Source organism: Xenorhabdus bakwenae, assembly GCF_030272115.1.
GTDB lineage: Bacteria > Pseudomonadota > Gammaproteobacteria > Enterobacterales > Enterobacteriaceae > Xenorhabdus > Xenorhabdus bakwenae.
The window spans coordinates 294,954-307,101 of record NZ_CP119194.1 but is presented as its reverse complement, the minus strand read 5'-3'; the positions used below and the strand labels follow the sequence as shown (position 1 = coordinate 307,101).

Genomic DNA, 12,148 nt, shown 5'->3' with positions numbered 1-12,148 from the left:
CATCACCTTCATCAGAAACACGCACAACATTCTGAGAAGTAACAAACCTGCCCCGATAACTCAGTATGAGAAGCGAGACCATTTTCGGATTTAATTTCTCCATACATCACACAGCGACGATTAAGTAATATCCCTTGTTCAATGACCATTTTTTCGTCCATCTGCAACTGCCCATACTTGATTAAGTGCTGGGCTATCGGACCAACAACAGAGCCTGTTCCGGCATCTTCTGTCACACCATAAGCAGGGGAGAACATACGGTTTTCTACTTGCTTTCCTTGCAGAGAAAAACAATTCACTGCTAAATCATCAAAATCAGCTAAAGCCCGATGATCTGGTTGAAGCCCACGCAATGTTGCAATACTATCTACCGCAACCAACACATGTCGTGCTCCCGCATCATAGATTTCAACAGGGAGAACCGCTTTTTCCAGACCCAGCGCAGCCAACAATTTCTTTTCCTCAATAAAAGGCTTAGCACTTGCTAACGGCACTGTAATTTTCACTTCACTAAGTATCTCGCTGTGATGTTCCACAGAAATAGGCACCGCTCCGATATCTGTGTGGAAAACGAAGTGATTTAGACCATGACGACGTGAAAACGCACTTGCTGTTCCCATAAGAGGATGCCCTGCAAATGGTAATTCATTAACAGGTGTGAAAATTCTCACACGAGCATGACCATCTTCTGTTCTTTCACTGATAAATGTTGTTTCTGATAGCTGTAATTGACGGGCAATCGCCTGCATTACCGACGCAGATAGCTCCTCACTATCATGAAATACAGCAACAGGATTTCCCTCTAACGGTGTGTGTGTAAATGCATTCACTACGTTATAATCAATCTTTATGCTGTTATGCATTTTTCTTTGTTTCCTGAATATTGAGTTTGTAAAAGCGGTTTAACAAAACGGTCTAGAATCTCAGGTCCATTGATGGTCAAAAAAGACTCCAGATGAAATTGAACAGATGAGAATTTGGCACTACTAATGGCATGCACTTGCCGATCATCATCAAAGTAAAAAGTGATCCCACTTTTATGGAGTTTGTTTACGGTTAGCTCATCAGCCTTAGCACAAAACGTATTGTAAAAACCGACACGTTCCTGACGGTCACCAAGCCAAATCGTTTTCTGTACCCCTTGATTTGTTGGCGATAAGCGAATAATCGGTAATCCCAATAACGTAGATAGAATTTGATGGCTAAGACACACTGCAAAAAAAAGGATGTTCAGCAGCAATCATGCGTTTGATGACGCTACGAATGTCTTTAACACGCTTGTCACTTTCATCAAGCGGATTTCCTGGTCCGGGTCCGACGACAACAAGGTCATAAGATTTAAAATTGACACTTGTGTATACTTTTTCAACGAATGCAGTTGCCCCAAGAGAAGCGAACAACGTTTTAAACATCGACGTGAACGTATCATTACCATCCAAAATCAATACCCGCCTCCCTTCGAAATGAGGTAAACAACGCATACGTTTGTCAGGTGCAGTTAACCAGAAATGAGATACCTTTAAACTCCGGCTTATCAACGCATCATGTATGGCGGGAATATCACTTAAGTTTTTAACTTTATTTTTAAGTAAATTCGCTTTCAGGGGCTGGTATGTCTCTTGCAACATCGCGCTGTATAGCGATTGTGCTTTGATACGAGTTTCATTTGCTTCATCAACGGGATTAGAATCCCGGACTATCGTCGCCCCCACTCCGATTTCAACGTGTCCATTGGGAGTGATTTCCGCAGTACGAATCGCAATAGCCGAATCAAGAGATGCCTGATCAGATGAATTATTAATTAACGCAATTACGCCACTGTAATAACGACGTCCTTCTGGTTCATAATGCATGACAACATCACACGCACTCTGCACTGGACTTCCTATCACCGTTGGCGCGGGTAAAGTCTCACGTAGAATATCAGCAATCCCAGCATGACTTTCCCCACGTAAAACGTATTCCGTGTGTGCGACATGACTAAGCTGCTTCAATTTTAGCTCACTAACTTGTGCTCCTTTTTCACATAACTGAGACATCACTTTCAGCTCTTCATCTACGACCATGAAAAGTTCGTTGGTTTCTTTTGGACAGGAAAGAAATGTCAGTAATGACTCAACCGTTGGTCCATCTACTGGGTACGAGTAAGTGCCACTGATAGGATTCATACTCACTTCACCACCATGCAGTGAAGCGTGTAGTTCTGGAGAAGCCCCAATAAATGCTTGCTCACCGGTATTAATTAAAAAAACCCAGTAAGCAGAAGTTTCTGTTTTCAGTAATCGACGATAAAGGCTTAATAAATGTGCAGGTTCATAATCTGAAATCGTTGCACGTAACTTACGATGAAGAACAAAGTTAGAGCCAGCTCCTTGACCAATTTCATTCTCAATCAGATTTGTTACTCTCTGACCAAATTGATTATCATCCAGATTAAAATGGACATTATTCACAGAAAGTGGCACTTTAGGTAACTGCTCTATCAGTGATGATACTGAAACTTGCTGACGCGCAATAATGGGTAAACTTAGAATCGGTATTTCATCATCAACCGCCGAATAACCTCGCTCAATCACTTGTCGAAAAGGTAACAATAGCAACTTTTCTTCATTGAACGGATGGTTGCTGACAGCATGTTCAAGGGTACAGTTTTTTTTCTAGATGTAATTGAAAAATATCAACCTTCCCTGAATCGACCGTCGGACGATACAACAACGCAAAAGGTTGTTCAGGTGAAGAAATAATTGAAGACAAGAGTCTACTCATAATTCACCACATCTGCTGATGTCATTACTTGAGCACAATTGTCCGCCATATAATTGACCGCATTTTGGTGTCCTGCTTGAGTGAAATCAGCAATGGCATCAGTCACTATAAAAGGACGAATATCATGACTAAATGCATCAATAGCAGTAGCCTGAATACCAACAGATGCATATATACCGGTAATAATTAGTGAATCACACTGACGTTCACGCAATCTGTCAGCAAGATCTGATTTATAAAAAACGCTATAACGCCACTTTGTAAGTATTACATCCTCTGGATTCGGAGAAATTTCATCAATAATTTTCCGATCATTTCCCGTGGTACGCATGCCTGCACCCCATAAATCAGCAAGTAGCCCTCGCTGTTCTACTGTCATTCGCCCAGGTTGAGCACTATAAAAAACAGGAATGTTATTGTCTTTAGCCCAACGTAATATTTTTACAATAGAATTAATTACATTGAGTGCAGGTTTATCTGGTAAAGCATGAACAAAATAACGCTGCATATCATGAATTAATAAAGCGCATTTTTCTTTTTCTATTTTCCAATTTAAAGCCTGATTAGATGGAGTTATTATATCTTTTATATTGTAGGATTCAGATTTTAATGTTCTACTCATTTTATTATTTTTTCTTTTAATTGGCGATTGAAATTATTTTTTAAGCAAAGAGAATCGAGTTAACTACAATTAGCCACCATGAGGAAAATCAATAATTATTAAGTTGGTATTCCTTGTCTGTTTATTTTTGGAACATTAATTCCAAGCGCTTTAAGCTGATTAATTGGATTCATAAATTCACGATTACGTATGATAAGCCCATTTTTTAATTCAAAAGAATGTATGAAATGATTTTCATAGTAACGTTCAGGATAACCAGGGAGACAAATAATACCATGACCATCACACTCCACCCAAATATGATTAGGGTTGTTAGTAGTGAATATCTTGATATTATACCATTCCCAGTCAGGGAAACATTGAAGCGACCAATGAGCATGACGTGCTAAGTTATCAATACCGCGTATAATAATTGGTTCACCAGTTTCTGTTGTCCATAATCCACCTTCAGCATCCTCAGCAAAAAGTTTATGTCTTTTTAAGCGTGCTTCACCTTTAGTTAATTCTAAGTATCTCTCTACAACTTTACAATTTTTTTTGCGAAGGAGATCAATCTCATTATTATAAGATTCAGACATACATACTCCATAGAGATAACATTATCAATATTAAAAAGTAAACAATTTATTTTAATAACCAATAAATAAAATTGCATTATGCAACTAACATAAGCTTCTTTGGTGCTATAACAAAATTTTTTCCAAAATTCATATTCATCAAAGAAGCTAGAAAACAGAAACTTATTGAAATATTGCATGAATTTAGAATAATAATTCTAAACATTTCTGTATTTTATTAATCCAGTGGGCAGACTCGAATAATATGACCGTCCGGATCTTTTAAAAGAAAAGTGCGCCCAAATACATCTGTATACGGCTCTTTTACAATTTCAATTTCTGGATTACCTTTCCATTTTTGAAATAGTTGCTCAACGTCATCACCTGTTGGAAGCATAATACCTATTTCATTAAAACGGGGAGTTTGTTGATCAGGGGTTTCACCACCAGACCAAATAGCAAAAAGAGCATCTCCAGAAGAAGAAGCACGGAAAGCAACATACCTAGGACTAGTAAAAATAGGATCTGTGTTAAATAGAGATTTATAGAAAGCGGTCGAACGCTCAACGTCAGAAACATAAACTAATTGCAAATTGGCAGCTACTGGAACAGAAGTCTCACTATACATAAAAAATCCTTAGTTTTGTCAAAGTAACAATATCATCATTTGTTGATATAAGTGAAAATAAAATATTAGCACAACTAAACAAACGCCAATAAAAAATTTACTATTACAGAGATATTCGTCACAGTCACAGTCACAGTCACAGTCACAGTCACAGTCACAGTCACAGTCACAGTCACAGTCACAGTCACAGTCACAGTCACAGTCACAGTCACAGTCACAGTCACAGTCACAGTCACAGTCACAGTCACAGTCACAGTCAAATTATCCACAAAGGTAAAAATAATGAAATAAAAATGTTGTTCTATTGTGATGATGATCAATAAGTTCTTTTTATTGGCTTAGCATTGCATTATACAAAAAAGTTAAAAACTCCTCACACTAACTTGACATATCACAAAGAGGATTAATCATTATTTTTACTTTAACGCGAAAAATTAAAATTCTTTATAAAACAATAAATTGCTATGAATCATCTATCAAGAAGAAGGTAACATAGATATAGCGTTACTATTTTCCTTTCGACATAACCCTTTGCATCATCATTTGCCCGAACATACCCGCAGACTGCCTGACCTGCCCCACGCCCTGACTCATCATGCCTGCCATATCGCCCATTCGCACACCCGCCCAGGCCAGTGCGCCCAGCCAGACCATCGGCAGCACAATAAACAATGTACCCATCACCAGCCCCATAATCAAATCATCCGAGGTATTCTGAAACCCCGCCAGATTCAACAGGCTATGGGTGTCTGAGCCATACAAGGCGTCCAGTAAATAGCTGTCCAGCCAGCGGGCAGTTTCCCACCAGAAGGTCAGAAAATTCAAAGAAAATATAGCAAACGTCAGTGTGAATACCGTCTTAAATTCATAGGCGGCAAACAGCAGGATCAACGGGATCAGAATATACAACGCCATCAGGATCACCGCCTGCATCATGGGTAATGCCTGTCGCACCGCATCAAACATTGGGGCACTGATTAATCCCCCTAATACGGTTCCCGCCGCCGCACCGACCCGATTGGAACCGTCCCAGACCGTAAAATCCGCGTTGCCTCCATAGCCCGCATACACGTAGCCTTCCTGCGAAACCGTCAAGTTCACTGGGCTGACCAGACGACGAATTACCGCTTCTTTATATTCACGGGTTTCTTTGCCCAACATTTTGAGGGCGGCCGACAGACGCAGCCATAATCCCGTATCGGCCTGGGCCAATACCCGGGCCTCCAGTCCGGTTTTGGGGGTTGACCACCAGGCCCGACAGGTGGGATAACCGCCCTGCCCGGTATTGGGTCGGCCACTGTCCCGGCTTTCATTCCACGGAAATGGCGCCCTGGGCATTCGGGATTGCAGGGTGCGGTAATCGCCGGATAAGAAGGTGCGACTGCCCAGCCATTCAATATCATGCAGTGTGGCCGGTTCGGTAGTTTGTCCCTGATCCCGTTGTTTCCACTGATACAACGCCAGTGCGTAACAGTCATTAGTGAAATCCTGCAACTCCGCCGCCAGTGCCGGATGACGGATACGGGTATGCTGCACCTCAAAACGCAGCTGCCTTAAATCCGGCCGGCAGGGAATAGAGGCCACCGCGGCCTGTGTCAGTCCCTTTGACAGCCGGTGTACCACGGCCCACCAGAGGGGCACCGCCGCCGTCTGATTATTCAGGCTGGCGATCACCGGTGCATAACCACTTTTATCCGGCGCTTTCGGTGTCCAGGTGCCGCAACTTTTGGCACGGGACGAGTCATACTGAAGGGTAGTGAGGCTGACATTCACCAGCGGCACACAGCACACCACCATCACGAAGAAGGCACCGTACAAGGTATTTTCGATCCGGGCAAGTGACTGCAACCCACCCCGGCCCTCCTCTTCGCCACACTCTCTCACTTTCAGCCAGACCGCAATCACCTTTATCACCAGAGGCAGGGTAAACAGCCCCGTCGCAATCAGAATTTGCCATAATCCGTTATTGACCACCCAGCCGAGCAGGGTCAGAAAGTATTCCAGATAGCTGTTGGTGGTCATTGCGTTACCTCAATCGTACCTGACAGGGCATATTCACCCAGCAGGATCAATAACAGACTGGCGACCATAATGCGCATTAAAGGAGCACGATATTCTGGCCTGCATTTTACAACCTGCCAGATTTTCCATCCGCCCCAACCTAACGTGGCATACAGGCATAATCGCCAGACTAACCAAAATCCCTTAGTTTCAATCACCCAATGGTACATCTCAGTGAATTTTTCGGCCTGATGCAGCCCGGCCCAGCCTATTGCTAAACTGATAACCATCACCAAAGCGATAATCAGTAATCGCACAACACCTTTTCTCAATGTGGGGATCATCGCTGCCATATCACCTTACCGCCGTTCACTGTGGGGCACTTCCAGCTGATAAAAACGCGCATCGGTACTGTCCGGCACTTGCTTTTGGGGATGGGCTTCAATGCGGCGGTTTTCCCGTTCAATAATGGTCAGGATGGCGTTGCGCGACAGTTCCCGTTTCAGCCACATTTCATTTTTCAGCGCATTGATTTCCCTGTCCAGCGCCTCAATCCGCCGTTCCCCTTCGGCCAGGGCTTCCGGCTGGGCGGCGGCATTGGGTTCTGACATGCCGGTGATTAACATTCGCCGCATCAGCAATGCCGTCTCGGTGGTTTCAGCCATCGCCAGTTCCCCCGCCAGACGCGCGGACAACGCGGCACTGTCCGGATCTCGCTGCAATGCCTGAATGACCCCTTTGGTCACGGCCAGACTGCCGGTTTTCAGTCTGGCCAGATTAGCGGCGGTGGGTTTTTCCGTGCCATTAACCAGCTTCACCAGCTGTTCAATATTGGCGTTGGTGTTCTCTTCCAGCATCGGGGCAAAGCCGGTGCCGGCCACCGTTGCGCCCGGTTGCTGGGACGCCCCACCGCTGGTGCATTCTGCGGCATTGGCACAGGTACGGATAGCCCGGTCGCCCAGCACCTTCACCACGGTCTCTGCCGCTTCGGTAGCATTCTGGAACTGGCGGCAGGCACCACCATCACACTGTTTGGTACTGACTGACGACTGGCTCAGCACCGGCAGATGATTCATCATATTAAACCCCGCGCTGACTAAATCCCGCGTGGGCCGGATGGCATTCTGTCCCTTGCCCCCCTGCTTCTTCCCGCCAATCCACGGATGCCCGCCTGTGCCGGTCGATTTGCTGCCGGCATTATTCACTCTCACTGCATCCGCATCCCCACTGTTCACCTGCGTTTTGTATTCCTGCATCGCGGCCGATTGGGTCCATTTACTGTTTTGCGCAAAATCCATCATCCGCCTGGCCATGTTCTGGCAATTAAACTGGGCCTTGTCGAATGCCACATTGGCCTGCAAGACCCCATTAGTCAGCATGTCATAGAGTCCCGGATTGGCACGCTGAATGATCATGGCAGGAAGACTGGCCACCGCGCCGGTGGCCCCCTGGATCACCTCACTCATCAGGTTCTTAAATCCGGCGGTAATGCCGTTCAGCTGGTTGCCGACCGTGGTTTTCAAATCAAAATTGCCGCACATCAAATCGGAACTCCAGCCGAGTTCCAGTCCGCCCAGCTGGGTCAGGGAACGGCGGGTGGCCGGCTGTGAAATCACCGAGCCGCCACCGAGGGTATAAAACAGGGTATCGGAGACAGCACCGGAAACATCAGCACCATAACCCAGGGCACCGCGATTGACCTGGGGCAGAGAAACCGTCAACCCGTTTTCAGCCCATCCCGGTTGCGCTACCCCACTGACCAGTAAGCTGACCATCAGCCACAAGACTTTTCTTTTCGGCATAAAACCTCCTGTTTAACTATCGGTACTGGTACTGCCCAAAAAGCGCTGTCCCCGGCGCTGACAACAGCTGTAGGGTTGCCACAGGGCATACACCTGATTGCCATTGACCGCAGCCGTATGCTCTCCGTCAGGAAACACCGCGCAGGACGGGCTTAACTGCGGTGATAACCGCTGCCACTGGTGATTTTTCTTACCGGTATTTTCTGTTACCGGTTCGGGTGGCCAATAACCGTCAGCGCGTTGACCTTTTAATGCCTGATAAACATGCGGCTGCCCGGCACGGGTGATAATATCCGCCACCCGCTGCGCCACCACGGCAGACGCTTTGTCATCATCAGTCTGATTAACAAACCCTGAGCGCGGGTAAACCGTGCCCCACAGATTGGCGGTCATCTGGCTGCCCAGCTCCCGCTGACCGGGAATAAGCGCTTCAGGATAGAACGACTCCGGCAACCCTGTGCGCCACGCGACCGTATCCAGCGTGCTGAGAAAATAAGGTACCAACGGGGTGGCCGCACTGCGGCAAGAATAACCGGGGATTTGTCCGCCAATCAGACTGGTAGCGGGATGCCCGATGGCATCCGCATATTTAAAACGCAGACTGGTGCGCCGTTGTCCTGCAATCTGGGTATTGTGATTACCGCCACTGGCACTCAGGTGGGATAACGCCCCGGTGACGGCATTTTCCAGCCCGCCGGATAACCGGCTGACCTGGGCCATTTCTGACCACGGATTGCCGCCAGGGGAGTGATAGGTGGACACGACCGCTTCGGGAAGATAGTGGGTGACTTTAACCGAGGTTTTTACCGTGCAACCATGCCAGGAACAAAACAGCCAGTAACAAATGCCGCTGACCCGCCACTGAATACAGGCGGGTGAGAGACTGCTGGCCACAATCTGAGCGGTGTTGAGGGAAGCCTGCGCAAAGGGAACAAACGCAGCAACCAGAGTGATGACAACAGGAAAAGCAAGGCGGGGTGTCTTCATGGCTGGCGCTGCTCCCTGAGGGCACTCGCTTTTGCCACATCCGCCGTGCCATACACGACATCCCGGTCATCAAAGACCACGGCAGGGTACTTGCGCACACCTAATTGCCAGGCTTCAACAACGGCACGATAAGCGTTGATAATTTGTTGTTCCTGCTGGAACCATTGGGAAGATTGCAGAATAGCTTGTGCCTGTACCGCAGCTTGTTGAGGGTCAGCAGAAAGTTGAGAGAAGATTTTCTTCTGCTGTTGTTCAGCTGTATCCAGCCAGACTACCTGTGTATCAGGGGAAAGATTGACGGGAGGATGTTGGCTGTCAGTATAAATCACCGTTTTGGCCTGACCCGCTGATGCGAGCATCCATCCCAGCCAGAATAATAAGGTACAGCGCTTTCTCATTCCCACCTGCCCGTCTCTGAACACAGACGGAAAGCGTGCGGAAAAAATCCGGATAAGTCAGCAAACAATTCTTTTTTGCCTGTGGCAAAAAAGAACCGACACCGCCCATCCCATTCCCCCTATTATAATAGAGCAATATCTGATTATTTTTGCTTTAATTCAAACAGAGTGTTTATCGTGTAAAATTAATCATGTTATAAAAATAATTATACCTCATTATTTCATGATACTTTATCTTTATAAAATAGTACCCTTATTCTATTTTTTATCAGGAGCCATAATAATGGAAGAGCAAGCAAGCTATGATTCAATTGGAGAGCATTACGAGCAGTTTTCCAATACGGTAGCCCAGCGACAGTCTGAGCTTCGGGATATACTCAACATGGTCGGTGAGATACAAGGAAAGTCAGTTCTGGATCTAGCTTGCGGGTATGGTTATTTTGGGCGGGAATTGCATCAGCGTGGGGCTTCAAAAGTGGTTGGTGTCGATATTTCTGAAAAAATGATTGAACTCGCTAAAATCAAGTCAAAACGGTATGGGGATAATATTGAGTTCCATGTACAAAATGTATGTGAAATAAAATTAGATGAAAAATTTGATATCGTTATCGCCGCTTTTTTATTCCACTATGCAGAATCCACAGAAGAACTGGAAACGATGTTTCAAGCCGCCGCTGAGCATTTAAAACCTTCCGGCAAATTAATTGCTTATATGGCATCACCTGATTATCGGTTAGAAAGCGGAAACTGTGAGAATTATGGTTTTAAAATTTTGAGTGAAGACCCCTGGAAAAATGGCTTCCGTCACCAGGCCGAATTTCTGTCAACCCCTCCAAGCCCTTTCACGTTTTATCGCTGGAGTCGTGAGAGCTATGAAAAAGCGCTTAAAAAAGCAGGGTTCGATCATTTTCGCTGGCAAAAACCAACGGTCCTGGACAGCGATTTAGGGCGTTACCCTCAAGGTTTTTGGGATAATTACCTCCAAAATTGTGTCCATACCGGACTGGTTTGCCAGTTTTAAGCTTACTTCCCATTCCTTTCGCATGACGATTGAATTTAATTCAATCGGATATAAACATTGACATGAATGGACATTGAAAAAAATGCCGGGTCCAGCCCGGCCCTGGCCACAATACTCACATTCTCATTTTTTATTTTTATGATATTTATTGGTTATTCATCATTGCTATCGGATCTAATAGCAGTAATTTATCAACAGCAAATGGCGACAGGGTGAGTGAATGTGTTAATTCAGCAGACAGGACAAGTGCAGCGCAGCGTTGGGCGAAATAGACACTTTCTTTAAAATCCATACCTGCTAACGCGCAATGCACTAATCCCGCCATCATTGCATCACCGGAACCCGTGTTATTGACAATATCAACAGGACATGCCGGAGAGTGACCCGATATATAATCTAACTCACTGTAGTAAACACCATCAGCGCCCATACTTAAAACTACCCGCTGTACCCCTTGTTCATGAAACCATGATGTGACCCACTTAGCCTCTTTTATTGAGTTAATTTTAATGCCACTGATTTTTTCTGCTTCCAGCCGGTTGGGTCTGATAGTATGAATATAGGATAGCCAGTTACGTACCAGGCCCGCCTTATATGATGAGACAGGATTAACAAATATGGGCACATTCCCTGAGTTTTTAAATAACCATTCCAGAGTATCCTCTCTCAAATTGCAGTCGATACTCAATATGCCTGCCCGCTCAATAAGAGCTTTAGATTTATTTAGCAACTCAGGCGTGAGTTTTTTCAAAATATCCATATCACTCACGGAGGTGTGCGGTTCACCATGACTATCAACGATTGAATGATAAATCGAAGTTCTTTCATCATTGAGTTTATGAGAATGGCTAAGATCAACACCGGCTAACCGGGTTTCTCTAAACAGTCTTTTTCCATATGAATCATCACCAAAAACAGAAATTAAATAACTGTCATTCTTTAACGCGGCAATGTTATGCGCCACATTTCGGGCAACACCCCCTAGCGTATATTTTGTTTTCCCTGGGTTGGAATCTTTCTTTAATAATTCAGTCGAAGCGAAGCTGGTAATATCCATGTTGGAAGCCCCCACCGTTACGGCATAATTCCCACTGGAAAAAATGTATCCTTTTCCTTTTATATGCCCTTTTTTTTGCAGGTTAAGGATATATCCTGCGACGCTTGAACGACTAACACCAATAATATCAGCAATTTCTTTTTGGGCGAGAAACGGATTTTTCCTGAGCATTTGTAATATTCTAAACTCCATATTATCCATTTTTCTCATATCATGCCCTTTATTGTTTTTAAACATAGTTGTTTTTATTCCATTGATTAATGACAGTAAAGCGTATTTTTATACATTATGCTGGTAGTGAGAAAGCGA

13 protein-coding genes are annotated in these 12,148 nt (G+C 45.0%); 1 reads left to right on the top strand and 12 read right to left on the bottom strand.

Going from position 1 to position 12,148, the window contains the following annotated elements; all coding sequences use genetic code 11:
* Nucleotides 1-11: 11 nt before the first annotated feature.
* The 11 genes from PXH59_RS01935 to PXH59_RS01885 form a co-directional block, all read right to left on the bottom strand.
* Entirely contained in the window at nt 12-863 is an 852-nt protein-coding gene (locus PXH59_RS01935) for a PhzF family phenazine biosynthesis protein (RefSeq protein WP_285810070.1), read from the bottom strand.
* Entirely contained in the window at nt 848-1,240 is a 393-nt protein-coding gene (locus PXH59_RS01930) for a glutamine amidotransferase-related protein (protein ID WP_285810069.1), read from the bottom strand. Before PXH59_RS01930 ends, PXH59_RS01935 begins: the two co-directional genes overlap by 16 nt.
* Complete coding sequence (locus PXH59_RS01925) at nt 1,203-2,600, bottom strand: chorismate-binding protein (protein WP_285810068.1); 1,398 nt, start codon at nt 2,598-2,600, stop codon at nt 1,203-1,205. Before PXH59_RS01925 ends, PXH59_RS01930 begins: the two co-directional genes overlap by 38 nt.
* 158 nt (nt 2,601-2,758) lie before the next feature.
* On the bottom strand, nt 2,759-3,388 hold the full coding sequence (locus PXH59_RS01920) for an isochorismatase family protein (protein WP_285810066.1): 630 nt from the start codon (nt 3,386-3,388) through the stop codon (nt 2,759-2,761).
* A gap of 98 nt (nt 3,389-3,486) precedes the next feature.
* Nucleotides 3,487-3,966 carry a PhzA/PhzB family protein gene (locus tag PXH59_RS01915; protein WP_285810065.1) on the bottom strand — a complete coding sequence of 160 codons (480 nt, stop codon included), beginning with the start codon at nt 3,964-3,966 and terminating at the stop codon, nt 3,487-3,489.
* 217 nt (nt 3,967-4,183) lie between these two features.
* The gene (locus PXH59_RS01910; RefSeq protein WP_285810064.1) at nt 4,184-4,573 is read right to left on the bottom strand and encodes a VOC family protein; all 390 of its coding nucleotides are present in this window, start codon (nt 4,571-4,573) and stop codon (nt 4,184-4,186) included.
* 507 nt (nt 4,574-5,080) lie between these two features.
* Nucleotides 5,081-6,595 (bottom strand): conjugal transfer protein TraG N-terminal domain-containing protein, encoded by a 1,515-nt coding sequence (locus PXH59_RS01905; RefSeq protein ID WP_285810063.1) that lies wholly within the window; start codon nt 6,593-6,595, stop codon nt 5,081-5,083.
* Nucleotides 6,592-6,927: a hypothetical protein gene (locus PXH59_RS01900; protein ID WP_285810062.1), complete on the bottom strand. Its 336-nt coding sequence runs from the start codon at nt 6,925-6,927 to the stop codon at nt 6,592-6,594. Before PXH59_RS01900 ends, PXH59_RS01905 begins: the two co-directional genes overlap by 4 nt.
* A gap of 6 nt (nt 6,928-6,933) precedes the next feature.
* Complete coding sequence (locus tag PXH59_RS01895; protein WP_285811849.1) at nt 6,934-8,349, bottom strand: integrating conjugative element protein; 1,416 nt, start codon at nt 8,347-8,349, stop codon at nt 6,934-6,936.
* 39 nt (nt 8,350-8,388) lie between these two features.
* A complete protein-coding gene (locus PXH59_RS01890; RefSeq protein ID WP_285810061.1) occupies nt 8,389-9,363 on the bottom strand; it encodes a TIGR03756 family integrating conjugative element protein in 975 nt (324 codons plus the stop codon).
* A complete protein-coding gene (locus tag PXH59_RS01885; protein WP_285810060.1) occupies nt 9,360-9,761 on the bottom strand; it encodes a TIGR03757 family integrating conjugative element protein in 402 nt (133 codons plus the stop codon). The genes PXH59_RS01890 and PXH59_RS01885 overlap by 4 nt, the downstream gene beginning before the upstream one ends.
* A 223-nt stretch (nt 9,762-9,984) precedes the next feature.
* Between PXH59_RS01885 and PXH59_RS01880 the strand changes: the two genes are divergently transcribed.
* Nucleotides 9,985-10,782 carry a class I SAM-dependent methyltransferase gene (locus tag PXH59_RS01880; RefSeq protein WP_285810059.1) on the top strand — a complete coding sequence of 266 codons (798 nt, stop codon included), beginning with the start codon at nt 9,985-9,987 and terminating at the stop codon, nt 10,780-10,782.
* Between the two features lie 145 nt (nt 10,783-10,927).
* On the opposite strand, the gene PXH59_RS01875 is transcribed toward PXH59_RS01880, so the two are convergent.
* A complete protein-coding gene (locus PXH59_RS01875) occupies nt 10,928-12,076 on the bottom strand; it encodes a PfkB family carbohydrate kinase (protein ID WP_285810058.1) in 1,149 nt (382 codons plus the stop codon).
* Nucleotides 12,077-12,148: the final 72 nt, after the last annotated feature.